Raw genomic sequence first — 16,923 nt, 5'->3', positions numbered from 1 at the left:
GAAGCCAGCCCCGGACCTCGCGACTATGCTATCTCGTACCGAGGCATTTTGGGTTTCTAAGGAAACGACTTCTGTTTTCCTCTTTTCCTCTTCGGCTCTTCGGCCTCATAAGGAACAGGTATCTTGGCAATGAGCATCACCTCACCCGCAACGACAGCGGCACGGCACGAGAGCATCCTGGCTCGCTTGCAGGAGGACATTGATCTTCTGCCGAATGCGCTTGCTCGCATTGCCAAGTACATCGTTGAAAACCCTGAAAAGGTGCTGCACCAATCAGTCGCCGAGTTAAGGGAATGCGCGGGCAGTGGCGAAGCAAGCATACTGCGGCTCTGCCGGCAGATCGGCTTTTCCGGTTTTCGCGCCTTCAAGCTTGCGCTGGCGGCAGAGGTCGGCCGTCTGGGACTGCCTCCCGCTGGTCCTGAAAATGAGGACGGCGCCCTGCAGTCACTGCATGACACCATGGCGCAAAACCTCGGCATCGCACACAGCAATACCGATCTCGAAAGCCTCGCGGCGGTCGCCGCGGTGCTTGCGGCAAGCAGAAGGATCGACCTCTACGGGGTGGGCATGTCGGGTGTGACGGCTGAATTGCTTGCCTATAGGCTCTTGCGTGTTGGGCTTACAGCCTTGGCGTTCAGAAGTTCGAACATGGCTCACGAAGTCGCCAACGGGCTCGGTCCGGGATGTGTGGCGATCGGCTTCTCGATCTCCGGTCTGTCGGTTGACACCGTGCAGTTTCTCAAGCGCGCGCGCTCCGAGGGAGCACTGACCGTCGCCATCACCAACCGCGCTCGCAGCCCCCTGGGTGAAGCGGCAGACTTTAACCTGCAAGCGTCGAGCCGTCATGACCTCCCGATCGGTGCAATGCTGACGCCGATGGTCGGAAAGATCTTCTTGATCGAAAGCCTAATGCTGGCATTGGGGCAATGCCATCGAGCGATTGCCTAAGAATGAAATTAAACTCCGTTCTGTCATGAAGATGGAATAAAACCCCAATACAGCTGCCGCCAGCCGAAAGGATCTCGGAATGGCAGTTTTGGACCTCCACATAGCCGCCCAAGGATCGCGACCTGGCTTTCGTGTTCCAGAGCTACACGCTTTATCCGCATCTGAGTGTATACGATGTATTGCTGCACCCGCTCTGCTGCCCGGAGCCACCGAACGCCAGCACGGGATCGAGGAGCGGGTCCGGGAGACCTCGGCGCTGCTAAAGCTCGACATGCTTCTTGATCGGCGCCCGGCGGCGCTCTCGGGTAGACAGCGGCAGCGCGTCGCGTTTGGGCGATAAGTGCCTGATGGACGAACTGCTCGCCAACCTCGATGCCGGGCTGCGCATCCATACGCGGAGTGAGATTGCTCGTCTTTGGGGGCGGCGCTCTTAGACCCATGATCAAGCGGAGGCGGCTGCCTTTTCGGATCGTGTGGCGGTGATGTTCGGCTGCGAGACTGGCCAAGTCGCGCCACCGGCGATCCGGTCGACCTCGACGTTGGCCGCTTTCTGACCCAAACCTTTCTCAACGCACTCCCCCGTAGGGGGCGCCGGTCAACGGTGCGGTGACCGTTGGAACCCACAAGATGCTTCTCCGGGATGGCCATTGGCTCCGACGAGCCTGGACCATTGCGTTCCGGTCCGAACTGGGATCTCTGGTTGACCGGAAACACCCTGCAGCGATACCGGTTCGAGTCTCACGGATCGAGCACTTGGGCGTCGAGGCCCATGCTTTCGTGTCTTCTGGGGACCGAACCGAATTTGTTATTTGTGTCGACGCCGAGCGTGCCGTAGCCCTGCGCGCTGGCGAGTACGCTGGACTCCCGATCGACGTGGAGAAGGCATGGTTCTTCTCACGGAATGAGTCACGTCTCGGCAGGATCGAAGCCGAAGAGTCAAGGTTGGTCAGGTGATTGAGTTTCATGAGAAAAATCCGCGAATATAAGCAAGGGACGCCGCACAGGCGACGGCGCCCCTGGAGGTGAGGCTCAGTTGATCTTCGGCAGGAGTGCGCGAACCTGCGACGCCATGTCGGCGAGAGCTGCTTCCGCTTCTTTGTAGCCAAGCGCGATGCCGTCGTCTCGTCGCGAATGACTTGAGCGATCTCGACGCCGTTGTCACCGGGTCAGGTGAACCACGGACGGGCGCGCGCCGTCTGGAGTACGCTCAGAAGACCTGCGACCCCGGGAGTCGCAGATGACCCAGCTACGGTTATGCTTTGACGAGGTTGTCTTTCCAGATCGGGTTGGACCATGCTCTCTTTCCGTCCTCGCCGAATATGATCACCCGCAACCAGGGGCTTTCCGCAAGCGATTCAAGCGGCAGGCTCACCCGCGTTAGGCCTGTGCCGAAATGGTAGGCCGAGAGGTATCCTTGGCCGGCGACCAGGACACCCTTGGCAGCAGAACAGACGACCTCAACTGAATCCGCGGCGATCGCGATCTCATCGATGCGAGGGCCCTGGGTCGAGTAAAAATGCCCGTCTTTGAGGGCGTTCAGAATTGTCTCCGGCTCATTGGCATTTGCCTTCAACTCAATCCAGCCGCCGCCAAAATCCGGAAGCTTAAAATGGGCGTCGTCGCAGGCATAAGTCAGAAGACGATGCCCCTTGTCCAGCATGCCGTCGAGAAGATAGCCCCCCTCGCCCTTGTCATGCATGAGATGGCAGCCGTGATTATAGATTTCGACCGCATGGGCGGCGTCGAGCGTTTCAGCGTCGGTGAGCGACAGGCTGTACCAGGCTGGATGGGCGATGCCGATGAAAGCACCGGCTGCGCGGGCACGGCGGGCCAAAGCGGGGCCGTCTTCGTCGGGGCCGGCCGGGGCGAAGTCAAGCGGCAGTCCCACGGCAACGATATGCCAGATATCGCTCATCTCGGTCCGCGGTGCGTGCAATTCGGCGCCGAGCAGGGTGGTAAAGCGCGCGCTTTGAAAGCTGCGGGTATCCACCAACGGCCACTGGAACACCGCCAAAAAATGGTCGGTGATGGCGAGGAAATCGTACCCTGCATCGCGATAGGTTGCGATCACCTGTTTGGGAGACAGTTTGCCATCCGAGCGATCGGAATGCGTATGCAAATTGCCACGCAGAAAGCGACCGGGCAACGAGAAAGGCGCAAGTGTAGCCATGTTTGGGGTCCTGAAAAGAGATGGGAAGGATTGCTGGGAAGAAGGTCATGCGGTCCGGTGGGAAGCCACATCGCCTGTAAGTGGGAGGTATGCGCCGAGGGCATCATGATCCGACACCACGGTTTCAGCGCCCAACGCGCGCAGCTGCAGGTCGTGACCGGTACGGATGTGGCTACCGCCGCAGAACCCGATCACCCGCATGCCGGCCGCGCGGGCGGCGGTCACGCCGACGATGCTGTCTTCGATGACGAGGCAGCGATCGGCGGGGATATCACCCATCCGGGCAGCGGCGTGCCAGAAAAGATCCGGGGCCGGCTTTCCGCGCGTCACGTCGTCGGCACTGAAGACACGGCCTTCCATAAGGGGTGCGAGACCCGTGAGCAAAAAGGTCTGGCGCAGCCGTGCGTGACTGCTGTTGGAGGCGACGCAGAACGGGACGTCCAATCTCTGCAGAAGCAGCATCACGCCAGCCATCGGCTGTAGTTCAGCCTCGAAGGCTAGTTCGAGTTTGCGCGCGTCACGATCATCAAAATCCTGCGGCAAAGCGATGCCGTAATCCGACTCGATACGCTTGACGTTTGCATCCGCGTCGAGACCGGCGAAAGCCATCAAAACCTCTTCGCCGGAGATCTCGGCTCCCAGTTCGGCGAGCAGCTCGGCGGTCACACAGGCTGCAATCAGTTCGCTGTCGACGAGAACGCCGTCGCAGTCAAAAATAACCAGTTCGATCATGTTGTTTTACCGGACAATTTGCCACGCGGAGCCTCTTCCGCGCGGCGTGGTTTCGGGGTTCGGGGTTGTGTTGCATTTCAGGGAGTTGGCGTGCTCGATCATCTTCGTCAGACCGGCCCTGGGTAACGTGGCGCCCCGCATCACTGCATCAATGATGTTACGTTGCTGCCACCAGGTCGCCGCTGGTGGCTCCGGGCGTTGCATCGCAAGGTGTTGGTCTGGAAACGAAGGGGCGCCGCACGCCGTGCCGGCGCCCCCAAAAGCCGAAGGTCAGTTGGTCCTCGGCAGGAGCGCGCGAACCTGCGAGGCCATGTCGGAAAGGGCCGCTTCCGGCTCCTTGGATCCAAGCGCGATAGCGGTCATTTCGTCTTGGATGACCCGGGCAATCTCGACGCCGTTGTCTCCGGGCCAGGCGAACCACGGACGGGCACGCGGCGTCTGCAGCACGCTGATGTACCAATTAGGGTGCTTCTCGTAGAAGTCGGCGAGATGATCCTCGTCGAGGGCAAGGGTGTTGGTCGGCATGTAGCCGGTGTTGGGCACGACAATACTCTGGCCATCTGGACCGGTCGCGAACTTGATATACTGCCAGGCGGCGGCGCGCTTCCCGGGGTCGCTGGTTAGGATCACGGCCACCATACCGCCCGTCGGCATAGTTGCATTCTCGGCGCCGAGCGGTTGCAGGGCGGTGCGCATCGTAAACCTTTCACCGATTTCGTTTTCGAACCCGCTGACGCCCCCGGTGGAGGCAAAGTAGAAGCCGAGCTTGCCAGCGTAGAAGAGCTGCCTCGCGGCTCGGTTGTCGATAGCCGGCTGCGCGCCCTCTGTATGGAACCGCTTGAACAGTTTGACCGCAGCCTGACCCGCCGGACCGTCGAAGGCGATATCGGTCTCCTCGTCGTTCATCATCTGGCCGCCGAGGTTGCGGACCAGGTTCTGCGTCGTCCAATCGTCGTCACCCACCTCATAGTACATGCCGGACGTGCCGTCGCCGAGCGCGCCGATCTTGCCAGCAAGGGCCACAAAGCCGTCCCAGTCGGTCGGGATCTTGTTCGGATCGCCGCCCGCCTGGGCTACCAGGTCGGCATTGTAATAGACGATGGGCGTCGACATGGCGAAAGGCAGGCCGTAGAGCTTTCCGTCGGTCTTTGCCAGCGACAGAACCTGGTCGGTGTAGCCCTCATCGGTCAGGTGGTCGGCGGCAACGAGATCGTCGATCGGCTGAACTAGCCCGCGGGCAATTAGCGGGCGCAGCACGTTGAAGCCGACTAAGGAGACGTCCGGCAACTGGCCCGCCATGCTCTGGCGGATCAGCATCTGGACGGCTTCGTCATAGCTCGGGGCTGCGGCCAGTAAGTTGATCTTGGTATCCGGATGCGCCGCCATGAAGGGTTCGGCGACCGACTTGTGGAGCACTTCGTGCTCGGGCCAGGCATAGAGGACATCGAGCGTCGTTTCCGCATGAGCTGCCGGGCCAGCCATACCGGCGGCAACGATTCCGGCGGCAAGGGTCAAGGCAAAGGATTTCACATTGCTCTCCTGAGGTTCTGATGGGTGGGAAGCAGTCGGGGTCAGTGTCGGCCGAGCACGAGGCCCCGGATGAAGTGTTTCTGCATGAGCAGGAACACGGCGACCAAAGGCGCGGTCACGAGAACGCCTCCGGCCATAAGTGCACCGACATGACCGGCGCCCTCACCTGATTGCCGGAAATAGGCAATACCGAGCGATGGCGTCATCATGTCGGGATTGGTTGTCACCACCAGCGGCCAGTAGAGGTCGTTCCAATGGGCGACGATGGAGAAGATCGAGAAGGAGGCGACCGCCGGCCACGCCGCGGGCAGCATGATCCGCCGGGCGATCGAAAGCTCGCTGAATCCATCAAGCCGGGCCGCATCGAGCACCTCGTCCGGGAAGGTCACGAAGAACTGCCGGAACAGGAAGATCGCGAAGACCGAGATGATCCAGGGCAGTATCAGCGCGGCGTAGCTGTTGACGAGGCCCGACTTGGCGATTGCGATATAGATGGGGATGGTCGGGATCTGCACCGGCACCAGAAGGCCGAGCAGGATGGCGCCGAGCAGGAGCGGCCGGCCCGGAAAGGAGAGCTTGGCGAGCGCATAGCCGCACGGGATCGCGATGGCGATCTGCAGCACAAGGATGGCAAGGCACACGATCAAGCCGTTGGCCATGAAGCGCAAGAGTGGGATCGCTGTCAGCGCCCTTTCGTAGTTCTCGATCGCGCCGGCAACGGTCGGCATCGGAAACATGCCGCCGTCGAAGATCTCGCTCTGCGGCGTCGCCGAGGCGAGCAGCATCCACAGAAACGGGAAGACCATGACGATCGCGCCAGCGAGAAGCACCGTGTGCGCGACAAGGCGGGATGCGGCGGATTGGGCAACGATCATGACCGGCCGCCCCTGGTTTTCGCGTCGCCCCGGCGGTCGGAAAACCGCATCTGGAGGAGCGAAAGCAAGGTCACGAAGACGAAGAAAGAAACGGCGATCGCCGACGCATAGCCTACTCGGAAGAAGCGGAAACCTTCCTCATAGAAGGTGTAGAGAATGACAGTGGTCGACTTGACTGGCCCGCCTTGGGTCAGGACCGCGACCGTCTCGAACACCGAAAATGCGCGGATGATCGTCATCACAGTGACGAACATCGTCACTGGCGCCAGCATTGGCCAGGTCACGAGCAGGAAGCGCTTCAGCCCCCTGTCCGCGCCGTCAATTGCTGCGGCTTCGTAGAGTTTCTCCGGAATGATCGAGAGCCCGGCCAGGAAGAGGATCATGTTGAAGCCGACCAGTTGCCAGATGCCGATTCCCGCTAGTGCATAGAGCGCTGTCGACGGATCGGACAGGAACCTGACCGGCGAGGCGCCGAGGATCTGGAGCAGCGCGTTGGCGACGCCGAGGCTGGGATGCAGAATCGCTTCCCAGGCGGTGGCGAGCGCCACGAGGGTCGCGGCGACCGGCAGAAAGTAGACGGTGCGATAAAAGGCGGCAAAGCGCGCGCGTGCGAGGAGGAGTGCGACCAGCAGACCCCACCCGATCGAAACCGGCACGACCACGAGCACATAGAGCGCAGTGTTGCGCAGGCTGATCGCCAAGCCCGGGTCGCTCAGCATGCGAGCATAATTGTCAAGTCCGACAAAGCGGAGGCCCACCAATCCGAGCGATGCGTCCGTGAACGACAGGACCAGGACGAGAATGGCAGGTCCGATCAACAGAGCCGCCAGCAACAGCGTCGCCGGCGATGCGAGAATGATGCCGGCCTTCGCCTGGTCACCCTCTGACCGATACCGGGTCCGCATTTCTGTGGTCATCGGACTGACCGAGATGTCGTCGACCGCGGCCATGTCACGCGGCCTTCATCTGGTTGCGATGGTGCCGGGATCCACTTGCGGGAAAGAACCAGGCCTTTTCCGGGTCGATCGTCAGTCCGAGATCCTCTCCGACCTGCAGCGACTGAGCGTGCTCGGCAGCAATGCGGACGACGAACTCGGCGCCGTCGTCGTCGACAAACACCTGGGCATCAGTCCCCGTATGCTCGATGCGCATGACGCGAACCGGCAAAGCGCCCTGCTGATCGCGACCGACCAGGGCCGCATGTTCGGGCCGGAAAGCCAGCGTTCCGGCCTCTCGGCATCCGAGCGCATCGCGAATGACGATCCTGCTGCCGCCGATCGGAAGTGCGCCGCCAATCGGCGCGGTCACAGCCAGTTCGTTCAGGAACGGCTGCGCGAGGAATCGCGCCACCTCCAGATCGATGGGATCGCGATAGAGATCGGCGGGACTTGCGATCTGGCGGATTTCGCCGCCGAACATCACGGCAACCCGATCCGAAAGCGCTGCCGCCTCAGCCTGGTCGTGGGTCACGAACACCGTTGTCGTCTCCATTTCCTTGTGGAGCCGCGCGATTTCGCCGCGCGTGTGGATGCGCAGCGCCGCGTCGAGATTCGCCAGCGGCTCGTCCATCAGGAAGATCTTCGGCTTGCGCACCATTGCGCGCCCCAGTGCCACGCGCTGCCGCTGTCCACCGGAGAGTGCCGCCGGGCGGCGATCCAGCAGCGTGTCGAGCTTCAGGAGAGCAGAGGTCTTCCGGACTCGCGCCTCGATCGAGCAATTTCGTTCGACGGCTCCGGGCAGCAGAGGGCCGATCACGGGAAGCCGTTCCAGGCTGGTCAGTTCCCGCATGACCAGCGGCGCTGCGATATTGTCGTAGACGCTCAAGTGCGGATAGAGCGCATAGCTCTGGAATACGAAGGCCAAGTCTCGATCCTTCGGCGCGACACTGTCCAGTTCCCTGCCGCCGGCGCGCACGTGACCCTGGTCCGCACGCTCAAGCCCCGCTATGATGCGCAGAAGCGTGGACTTGCCGCAGCCGGAAGGCCCGAGCAGGGTGACGAATTCGCCGGCGGCGACTCGAAGGGAAACATCGCGAAGGACAGCCGTCGCCGCAAAGCTCTTGCTGATCTTGTCTATATGGAGGTCCAAAGCTGCCATTTCGGTTCCTTTCGGTTGGCGGCAGCTGTATTGGGGTTTTATTTCATCTTCATGACATAATGGAGTTTAGTTTCATTTTTGGACGGGTTGCCCCATCGCCTTGCCAAGCGCCACCATCAGACTCTCGATGACGAAGATCTTGCCGACCATCGGCGTCAGCATTGCACCGATCGGGAGGTCATGGAGGCTCGAAGCCTTTAGGTTAAAGTCTGCCGTTTCACCCAAGGGGCTGCGAGTGCGGTTGGTGATGGCGACCGTCACCGCCCCGGCGGAACGGGCCGTCTTGAGGAACTGCACGGTGTCAACCGACAGACCCGAGATCGAGAAGCCGATTGCCACGCATCCCGGACCGAGCCCGTTGGCGACCTCGTGAGCCATGTTGGAACTTCTGAACGCCAAGGCCGTAAGCCCAACACGCAAGAGCCTATAAGCAAGAAGTTCAGCCGTCACACCCGACATCCCCGCTCCATAGAGATCGATCCGTCGACTTGCCGCAAGTGCTGCGGCCACCTTTGCAAGCGTTTCGGGATCCGCATTGCTGTGTGCGATGGCAAGGTTCTGCGCCATGGAATCGTGCAGTGACTTCAAGACTTGATCCGGCTGTTCGGGGCCCGCGGAATGAAGCCCGGGGCGGCCGATTTCCGCCGCCAGCGCAAGCTTGAAATCTCGAAAGCCGGAAAAGCCGATCTGTCGGCATAGCCGCAAGATGCTTGCTTCACCACTACCCGCGAATTCGCCTAGCTCCGCGACGGATTGGTGCAGCACCTTTTCAGGGTTTTCCAGCATGTACTTGGCGATTCGCGCGAGCGCATTCGGCAGAAGATCGAAGTCCTCCTGCAAACGAACCAGGATATTCTCATGCCGTGCCGCTGTCGTCGCCGGTGAGTTGATGTTCATTACCAAAATACCTGTTCCTTTAAGCGCCCTGACTGTCGGAAAGCCGGCCCGCGATAGGGAACGAGATCAGCGCGCCGAGCCCCAGAAACAACAACAACACTCCGAGCCCCGCCCCTCAGATCGAAGCGGGCCACCACCGCGGGCACGCGAGATGCCCAGGTGCCGAACAAGACACCGTTGACGGCTAATGCAGCAGAGACGCTGCGCCAGGGAGTAAGCAGACTGGTCATTTTGCTCCGGGCAGTCAGAGAAGAGATCAACTCATCGACGGCCCCGGTCGCGACGTTGGGGATACGCTCGCAGTCAGCCATCGGCGTACCGCAGCAGCAAATATCGGTGTTTAATTTCAGTTTTGTGACGAAGTGGAGCTTTATTCCAACCGATGGGCAACTGTTTGTTCGCCAGTTGCTGGGACTCGGCCATGCGTGAGCGACCATCGAGCGATCCGTAGCCTCTCGCGGATCTCAGCCCTTCGAAAGCGGAATCGGTCCCGGCGGCGCTTGGTGAGGCCATCCGTGCGCTCAAGAACCCTCGCCTTACCCGAATCGCCGAGCTACGGTCTACCCTTGCGCCAGAGTTCCGGTCTATGCCTCAGCGTTTGACGAGGACCTTGAACATGCGACCGCAGGCTTCGCCGACGCCATCGGTTTTAGGTTCACGGAAAACCGCGGGGTCGTCATCGACTGGATGAGTAATGTTCAGCCAAGCCCAGCACTACCGCGCCAGGTCCGGAACTATCTGGACATGGCCGGGCCAGAACGCGGGCTGATCGCACTGGTGACGTCGAGCGAATCCTCACGGTTTCCTTTCCGTTATGTGAACGAAAACGTCGCCCCCGGTTTTCGCGCGGTCGCCGCGCGCGAGATAGCCCCATCCTTCTATGCCTCGAGTGTTCCCACGGCCACTGCAATTTCCCCCTAAACTTTGTCAAGCGCGAAGGGCGACAAACGCCTGTCAATCGGCGTGGGGTCACCGCGCCGATCGGCACGATAAAGTCATTGAAATTCTCAGTTGTGGGTCGGGTGACGCTGTGCTGCCAATCCACACAATGAGCAACGCGCATCCACCGATACCTGGAACTCTTAGCGGTAAAGAAGGCGAGGCCGCCGAATGGGTCTACACCTGCACCTTCCCGCTGCCCGATTTGGAAGCAGCGATCCACGGCATAACAGCTTCGGGGTCTTCCAGGATTCCGGCTCGCTTGGCAAAGCCCAAAAAGGCATCGCGCGCCACGCTCATCGGCCTAAGCCCACCATGCGCTTGGTAGCATGCGCGAAGGGCTGTTTCATGGATCAGGTTGCGGCGGTCCTCCGGCCACTCCTCCAGAAAATCGATTGCGTCCACGAGATCGGCGATCTCCTGCACCATGTAAACCCCGTTCTTCACGAAGATGGGGCTGCTGAAAGCCGTGGCGTTCATTCGTTCCTCCAATTTGTCGAACGGCTCGCGGGTGTGATGAAGCCGCCGTTGGGATCGTCAGCGACCATCGCAGAAATATGTTGTCAGCCTGATGACGGTTCAAGATGGGGAGGCGGCACACCTCACCAACTCCACCAGAGTACCAGCGTCTTCCGCCGCCTCGATAAAAGCTCGTCGCGCGTGTTCTGGTGGTTTCCCGCGGCGCGCTCTGCACTCCTTGGCAAGCTTGGACGGGATCTCCTCGTCTTCGTTCAGGCCGAACAGCATCGGCTTTCCAACCGCCTTGCCATCGCCCTCCAAGATTATTCCTGGCGATCGTGGCGGCCGCTTCCCGTCGGCTATCGTGAAGTTCAGATTTACGTGCCCGAAGGTCGGTAGTTGGGCAGTCGTTTGAGTGGTCGTTCCGGGGACATCCTGTACCGAAAACGGCAGGCCGTTCACGAAAACCTTGAAAGCGTCCTCCCGTCCATATTCGTGGATGAGAACCTCCCGCAGGCTATCCGGAGTCGGAAAGTTCAGTCGACTTTCGAGTTCGGTCAAAGTGACTGTCGTTCCGCTGACGACATCATCGATGTCATCCTCTACGAACGGCAGAGGCACAGCCTCAAAATCCTTCGAGTTCTCGACCAGTTCGTTCTTGTCGATTAACAGCGTGCATTGGCGCCGCCGCGCTACGGTGACGACTTCCATCCGACTGGCGATCGTCAGGCCGGCAAACTTGCCGATCCCCTTACGTCCCTTGACCTTCCGGTTGAACTTGGCCGTTCGTTCGCCAGTACGGGTCCTCTTGTCGCTTGGGATGTTCAGGTATTCGCCGCGTACCTCTAACGCCGTCATTCCGGTGCCGTCGTCGCGGACTGTAACTGCGTCATCGGTTAGTGGCTCGGGAAGGATGATCCAGACGTTGTTGGCGTCGCGTCCCACGCATTATCGACCAGCTCTTTCAATGCCGCTTCGCTTGATCAACACGTTTCGCCTAGAACTCGTGTCAGTCGCGTGTTCACCGCGAAGTGCGCGATCTCGTTCACCAATCCCCCCGATGCTGATCGTTGCAGCAAACTTCATAGCAGCCAATTCCGATCGCGCCACTGAAGGTGGACCGCTGACTAACCACTTCCCACCGACACCTGATGTTAAGCGGTCGCAATCACAGGGGCAGCTTTCAGGATCGCCCGAAGAAGTTTGACCAGGTTTGACCAGGGAGATTTTTTCGAAGATCGAAGGGGCCGGACATCGGCTGCAATGCCGCTATCGCTACGCCAGCCCCGTTTAGAGCGGGAGGTGACCTGGAGGCGCTCCGAAACAGTACAAATGAAACTTGTTATTGTGCAGTGCAGCAACGATATTGCTGCACGTGCGTTGTGCGCAGCGTGGCCATCGTAGCGACCGACCACGAGGAATTAAGGAATTCTGATTTGCGAAAAATCTCCGACACCATCGCCCGCCTTGCCGCATTGCGCGCCGGTCAGGATTTTCAATGCAACGGCCAAGGCCGCGATTAGTTATCGGATCAGGGCGACTTCGGCTCCAATCCGGGCGCCTTGCGGGCGAGGATCTATGTTCCGGATGATTTGCCTGAAGCGGCGCCTCTCGTCGTAGTGCTGCATGGCTGCACGCAGACCGCGGCCGGTTACGACCATGGTTCCGGCTGGTCGCAACTGGCCGATCAGGAAGGTTTTGCGCTGCTGTTTCCCGAGCAGCAACGCGCAAAAAACGCCAACCTCTGCTTCAACTGGTTCGTGCCCAGCGATACAAAGCGGAACGGCGGAGAGGCACTTTCCATCCGCCAGATGGCCTCGACCGTGGGCGCATCTTTATCACCGGCCTCTCTGCCGGAGGCGCCACGACATCGGTGATGCTGGCTTGCTACCCGGAGGTTTTTGCGGGCGGCGCGATCATCGCTGGCCTGCCGTATGGAAGCGCAAAGACCATTCCTGAGGCCTGAACGGCAATTGCAGAAAGCCCTGCGCGATGCCTCGCCGCACCAAGGTCGTTGGCCTTCGGTATCCGTCTGGCACGGCTCCGCCGATCAAGCCGTAGTTTCTTCCAACGCTGATGCGATCATTGCGCAATGGCGGGCCGTTCACGGGCTCGATGCACGTTCTACCCGGTCAGAAAGGGTCGATGGTCATTCGCGGCATGTCTGGTGCAATGCAAAAGGGCAGGAGGCGATCGAGGAATATCGCATCGCCGGAATGGGCCACGGTACGCCCCTTGACACGGCCGGCGACGCCGCACTTGGCGTTGGGGGTCCGTTCATGCTGGAAGCCGGTATCTCCTCTACCCGGCACATCGCGCGGTTCTGGGGAATAGCGAAGCAGTGCCTAAAGCGAGATGCGAAGATCAAGCCGGCAAAAGCCAACAACGAGGCGCTCGCGCCCGGCTTCGCACGCGCTTTCTCGACGCCCAAGGCTGGGGTTCCCAATGTCCCTCACTCTGCGAAACGTGCAAACATCCCGCCTTCTCAAAAGCCCAACTCCGCCGCGGGAATACGAAAAGTCATAGAGGAGGCTCTCCGATCGGCAGGCTTGATGCACTAGCGTCGCCGAAACAACGGACCTTAGGACCTCTGCGCGATCAGCAAAATTCGATATCGAGCCAACCTCTTCGGCCAAGATGAGCCTGCGGGGCTCGCCAACGCCTGGCGGAGCTGAAGCCCCAAAGGGGTCTTCACCCGTTCGGGCAGCCATCCTGACGCGCACTGTGGCTGTCGTGCGAAGAGGAAGGGGTCCATGTTTACCGCGATCCAGCGTGCCCCAAGGCAGCCCTGCCATATCAACATCGCCGCCGCAGCGCCTTATGACCACCCGGGGTTTTTCGAGCGATGCGTCGGAATCGAAATCGTTCGCGCTCATGGTTGAGCGAACATAATAGGATCACGATCGCGGTGCGATGCGATCGGACGGAGGACCGATGTGCAATGAAGATCGATTGACGGTGGATGTCGCGTCGATCGTGGAGGACTTCGCCGACCTCAAGATCAAGATCCGCTTCGGCGAAGGCGCGCCGAACATCGAGGCGCGCGAAGACATCAAGATCACGGACATGGCGCCGATCATCAGGACGATCGAGGGCGTGCTCGGCGAGGGCGACTTGGTGCAGCGGCGCTGGAGCTGGCCTGGACCGAACAAGCGGCCGGTCTATAATTTCCGTTCAGAGGGCAGGGAGTTCTCGTCGAACCGGTGTCTCATCGTGGCGGACGGCTTTTACGAGTTCACCGATCCGATAGACCCCAAGAAGAAGCGAAAAGACAAGTGGCTCTTCACAAACAAGGACGAGCCAATCTTCTGCATTGCTGGAATCTGGCGTGACACGCCGGAGGTCGGCGAAGCCTTTACCATGCTGACGATGGAGCCTGGGCCCGATATCGCGCCCTATCACGACAGGCAGATTGTTATCCTCGATCGCAGCGTGTGGGCGCACTGGCTCGACGCTTCGGTCTCGGCGAAGTCGCTGATCAAGGCCCTTCCACCCAGCACACTGCAGGTAGAGCAAGTCGGATGAAATGAAGCGATCGGCGACCGATGCCGATCAGGGATGGGGACGGAACGCACCACCTGCCGGGCTGGCTTGTCCTGACGCTCGCCTTGGTACGAGACCTGGCGCAGGAGATTGTCTTCCGTCCAGGTGAGATAGGCAACCTCGACCACCATTTCAGGCCTGACCCAATGTACGCGCGACAGTTCAAGCGGCGGGCCGAACCGGCTCTCGCGCGGCGGCGGGACATCGAGGGGCATTCGAGCTGTCTGAAGTGGCGCAAGCCGGCGAGCCAATCGCTTGAGCTCCTGCAACCGTGATGCCCGTGCCGGCGCGGCCCGCGTACATCAGACGACCATCATCGGTGTAACACCGCGACCTGTCGGCAGCCAAGCGCTTCTTCCGGAAGGCCCTGGAGCGCCACGGCAGGACCGGATCGCATCGTCATCGACGGCAGCCTGACCAATCATGAGGCGATCATTTCCTGCGACGCCGAACACCGTCTGCGGAATCAATCGCGACCAGCGCTGAAGCCGATCCGCATCGCAAGAGCAAGTACCTCAACAATCGGATCAGGACCATCGGCGCATCAAGCGCCGCACGTCTAGGCAGCGGTCTTGATCTCGGCCATGACGCCGACGATGTCGTTCACCACCGTCTCGACCAGCTTCTGGTCCTCGCCCTCGGCCATAACCCGAATCAGGGGCTCTGTGCCGGAAGGCCGGATCACTAGGCGGCCGGACTTGCCGAGCCGGTTGCGGGCATCCTCGATCGCGGCCTTGACGGGTGCTGCCTCCAGGGGCTCGCCGCCGGAAAAGCGCACATTCTTCATGAGCTGCGGCACCGGCTCGAACTTTTTGCAGATCTCGCTGACCGGCTTGTTCTGGCGCTTGATGCAGGCCAGCACCTGCAGCGCCGAGACCAGTCCGTCGCCGGTGGTGGAGAAATCAGACAGCACGATATGGCCGGACTGCTCGCCGCCGACATTCAGCCCATGCGCGCGCATGTGCTCGACCACGTAACGGTCGCCGACCTGGGTTCGGTGAAGTTGCAGGCCGGCTTCACCGAGGAAGCGTTCGAGGCCAAGATTGGACATGACGGTGGCGACGACGCCGCCGCCTGCCAGGCGGCCGCTCTGATGCCAGGATTCGGCGATCAGCGCCATGATCTGGTCGCCGTCGACGACAGCGCCGTTCTCGTCGACGATGACCACGCGGTCGGCGTCGCCATCGAGCGCTATGCCGATGTCGGCGCGCACTTCATGAACCTTCTTGGAAAGGCCCACCGGGTGCATCGAACCGCATTCCTCGTTGATGTTGAAGCCGTTCGGCTCGTTGTTGATGGTGATGACCTCGGCGCCGAGTTCCCAAAGCGCTGCCGGCGCCACCTTATAGGCGGCGCCGTTGGCGCAATCGACCACGATGCGCAGGCCCGCCAGCGACATGGACCGCGGCAGAGTGCGCTTGGCGAATTCGATATAGCGGTCGTGCACGCCGTCCACGCGCTTGGCGCGCCCGAGCCCATCCGCGTCGGCCAGCGAAATGTCGACATCCTGGTCGAGCAGCGCCTCGATGCGCATCTCGATCTCGTCCGACAGCTTGTAGCCGTCGGGGCCGAACAGCTTGATGCCGTTATCGTAATAGGGGTTGTGCGAGGCCGAGATCATCACGCCGATATCGGCGCGCAGCGACCGCGCCAGCATGGCGACCGCCGGCGTCGGAATCGGCCCCAGCAGGAACACATCCATGCCGGCGGCACAGAAGCCCGCGACCAGCGCGTTCTCGATCATATAGCCCGACAGCCGCGTATCCTTGCCGAGCACGACGCGATGGCGATGGTGGCCGCGCTGGAACGACAGGCCGGCAGCCATGCCGACCTTCATCGCAACCTCGGCGGTCATCGGAAATTTGTTGGCCCCTCCCCGGACCCCGTCCGTTCCGAAATATCGTCTCGTCATCTTACTCGACGTGCCCATATATGATTCACCCAAGTGTCGCCTCGTGGACATTCCCACAGGCAGCCAGCGTCCGAGTGACTGGCCGCTTGCCACTCCGCATCTTCTTTGCAGAATACCATGATTGTCAGGACGAAAGGTGTCCTTAGCTCACAATCTGGGGTGAGGACAAGAGCTGTACAAAATCTTGCGCTAAGCCCGAACGGATCGTGAAACTCATGCGGCTCGCCGGGTTGGGGTCGGTAGCCTAAGGGTTCGAAAGCCTTCAGGCATCTGATGCCTCGGTCTCCCAGGTGTAGATGCCTGTCAGGTTGATATGTTCCCAACTCAGCGGCGAGATATGCTTCAACAGCGTATCTGGAGTGTTTCGCCCTGGCCTGCCGGCCATCTCCCCCGCAAGGAGGGAGATTGGCAGCTTCGCCGCTGCGCCCATCTCTGCAACATATGCCGGTGCTGCCGAGCAGGTTGATGGAATCGACCTCAGCCGCGATCAGCCGGCTGACCAGTTTCCGTAGCGCGTCAACGTCGACTCGGCCGGAACGATCGGCGGGGGTGATCGGAAAAGCAGACAGGCCGTTCGCGAAAAATCATGGTTCAATTCCTCGATCGGTGGGGACGAAACCCGGCCAGTAATGGCCGTCAGGCGTCGGCCGCTTGCCGAAGATGGCCTGACCGACGCGCACGACAGTGGCGCCTTCCTCGATGGCTTCCTCGAAGTCTCCGGTCATACCCATGGAGAGCCCGGTCAGCGCGGCGTTGTGCTTCACGGCTTTGTCCCGCAGCCGGCGCAGCAGAATGAAGCAAGGCCGCACCTTGGCCATGTC

The 16,923-nt window shown here is 60.9% G+C and carries 15 protein-coding genes and 5 pseudogenes; 6 read left to right on the top strand and 14 right to left on the bottom strand.

Going from position 1 to position 16,923, the window contains the following annotated elements; all coding sequences use genetic code 11:
* Window positions 1-129: 129 nt before the first annotated feature.
* On the top strand, window positions 130-948 hold the full coding sequence (locus AC0L3O_RS33385; RefSeq protein WP_473617877.1) for a MurR/RpiR family transcriptional regulator: 819 nt from the start codon (window positions 130-132) through the stop codon (window positions 946-948).
* Between the two features lie 1,252 nt (window positions 949-2,200).
* On the opposite strand, the gene AC0L3O_RS33380 is transcribed toward AC0L3O_RS33385, so the two are convergent.
* The 7 genes from AC0L3O_RS33380 to AC0L3O_RS33350 form a co-directional block, all read right to left on the bottom strand.
* Window positions 2,201-3,118 carry a CehA/McbA family metallohydrolase gene (locus AC0L3O_RS33380; protein WP_473561031.1) on the bottom strand — a complete coding sequence of 306 codons (918 nt, stop codon included), beginning with the start codon at window positions 3,116-3,118 and terminating at the stop codon, window positions 2,201-2,203.
* 45 nt (window positions 3,119-3,163) lie between these two features.
* Window positions 3,164-3,850: an HAD family hydrolase gene (locus AC0L3O_RS33375; protein WP_473617856.1), complete on the bottom strand. Its 687-nt coding sequence runs from the start codon at window positions 3,848-3,850 to the stop codon at window positions 3,164-3,166.
* 270 nt (window positions 3,851-4,120) lie between these two features.
* The gene (locus AC0L3O_RS33370; protein ID WP_473617854.1) at window positions 4,121-5,380 is read right to left on the bottom strand and encodes an ABC transporter substrate-binding protein; all 1,260 of its coding nucleotides are present in this window, start codon (window positions 5,378-5,380) and stop codon (window positions 4,121-4,123) included.
* A gap of 41 nt (window positions 5,381-5,421) precedes the next feature.
* The gene (locus AC0L3O_RS33365) at window positions 5,422-6,255 is read right to left on the bottom strand and encodes a carbohydrate ABC transporter permease (protein ID WP_473617853.1); all 834 of its coding nucleotides are present in this window, start codon (window positions 6,253-6,255) and stop codon (window positions 5,422-5,424) included.
* Window positions 6,252-7,205, bottom strand: a complete 954-nt coding sequence (locus tag AC0L3O_RS33360; protein WP_473617852.1) for a carbohydrate ABC transporter permease — start codon at window positions 7,203-7,205, stop codon at window positions 6,252-6,254. The genes AC0L3O_RS33365 and AC0L3O_RS33360 overlap by 4 nt, the downstream gene beginning before the upstream one ends.
* Window position 7,206: 1 nt before the next feature.
* Window positions 7,207-8,352, bottom strand: a complete 1,146-nt coding sequence (locus tag AC0L3O_RS33355; RefSeq protein WP_473617850.1) for an ABC transporter ATP-binding protein — start codon at window positions 8,350-8,352, stop codon at window positions 7,207-7,209.
* Window positions 8,353-8,424: 72 nt separating this feature from the next.
* Entirely contained in the window at window positions 8,425-9,249 is an 825-nt protein-coding gene (locus AC0L3O_RS33350) for a MurR/RpiR family transcriptional regulator (protein ID WP_473617849.1), read from the bottom strand.
* 159 nt (window positions 9,250-9,408) lie between these two features.
* Between AC0L3O_RS33350 and AC0L3O_RS33345 the strand changes: the two genes are divergently transcribed.
* Complete coding sequence (locus AC0L3O_RS33345) at window positions 9,409-9,678, top strand: hypothetical protein (protein ID WP_473617848.1); 270 nt, start codon at window positions 9,409-9,411, stop codon at window positions 9,676-9,678.
* Between the two features lie 687 nt (window positions 9,679-10,365).
* Here AC0L3O_RS33345 and AC0L3O_RS33340 read toward each other — a convergent pair.
* A complete protein-coding gene (locus tag AC0L3O_RS33340) occupies window positions 10,366-10,668 on the bottom strand; it encodes a DUF982 domain-containing protein (RefSeq protein WP_473617846.1) in 303 nt (100 codons plus the stop codon).
* A 99-nt stretch (window positions 10,669-10,767) separates the two neighbouring features.
* Window positions 10,768-11,592, bottom strand: coding sequence for an ATP-binding protein (locus AC0L3O_RS33335; protein WP_473617844.1), 825 nt, complete (start codon window positions 11,590-11,592; stop codon window positions 10,768-10,770).
* Between the two features lie 647 nt (window positions 11,593-12,239).
* On the opposite strand from AC0L3O_RS33335, the gene AC0L3O_RS33330 reads away from it, so the two are divergent.
* The 3 genes from AC0L3O_RS33330 (at window position 12,240) to AC0L3O_RS33320 (ending at window position 14,172) form a co-directional block, all read left to right on the top strand.
* Window positions 12,240-12,524: a PHB depolymerase family esterase gene (locus AC0L3O_RS33330; RefSeq protein WP_473617843.1), complete on the top strand. Its 285-nt coding sequence runs from the start codon at window positions 12,240-12,242 to the stop codon at window positions 12,522-12,524.
* Window positions 12,525-12,620: 96 nt separating this feature from the next.
* Window positions 12,621-13,208 (top strand): alpha/beta hydrolase family protein, encoded by a 588-nt coding sequence (locus AC0L3O_RS33325; protein ID WP_473617841.1) that lies wholly within the window; start codon window positions 12,621-12,623, stop codon window positions 13,206-13,208.
* 373 nt (window positions 13,209-13,581) lie between these two features.
* Window positions 13,582-14,172 (top strand): SOS response-associated peptidase, encoded by a 591-nt coding sequence (locus tag AC0L3O_RS33320; protein WP_473617840.1) that lies wholly within the window; start codon window positions 13,582-13,584, stop codon window positions 14,170-14,172.
* Between the two features lie 77 nt (window positions 14,173-14,249).
* On the opposite strand, the pseudogene AC0L3O_RS33315 reads toward AC0L3O_RS33320, so the two are convergent.
* Window positions 14,250-14,459, bottom strand: a pseudogene (locus AC0L3O_RS33315) (ATP dependent DNA ligase); the annotation flags it as partial.
* 56 nt (window positions 14,460-14,515) lie between these two features.
* Between AC0L3O_RS33315 and AC0L3O_RS33310 the strand changes: the two are divergent.
* Window positions 14,516-14,745, top strand: a pseudogene (locus AC0L3O_RS33310) (DDE-type integrase/transposase/recombinase); the annotation flags it as partial.
* Between the two features lie 4 nt (window positions 14,746-14,749).
* Here the strand turns inward: AC0L3O_RS33310 and glmM are convergent.
* The 4 genes and pseudogenes from glmM to AC0L3O_RS33290 form a co-directional block, all read right to left on the bottom strand.
* Window positions 14,750-16,102: a phosphoglucosamine mutase gene (glmM, locus tag AC0L3O_RS33305; RefSeq protein ID WP_473617839.1), complete on the bottom strand. Its 1,353-nt coding sequence runs from the start codon at window positions 16,100-16,102 to the stop codon at window positions 14,750-14,752.
* 213 nt (window positions 16,103-16,315) lie between these two features.
* Window positions 16,316-16,472: pseudogene (locus AC0L3O_RS33300) on the bottom strand (hypothetical protein); the annotation flags it as partial.
* A 70-nt stretch (window positions 16,473-16,542) separates the two neighbouring features.
* Window positions 16,543-16,671: pseudogene (locus AC0L3O_RS33295) on the bottom strand (dihydrodipicolinate synthase family protein); the annotation flags it as partial.
* A 15-nt stretch (window positions 16,672-16,686) separates the two neighbouring features.
* Window positions 16,687-16,923, bottom strand: a pseudogene (locus tag AC0L3O_RS33290) (YggS family pyridoxal phosphate-dependent enzyme); the annotation flags it as partial.

This window comes from Mesorhizobium sp. WSM4810, from assembly GCF_055811235.1.
This window is presented reverse-complemented; position numbering and strand designations above follow the sequence as displayed.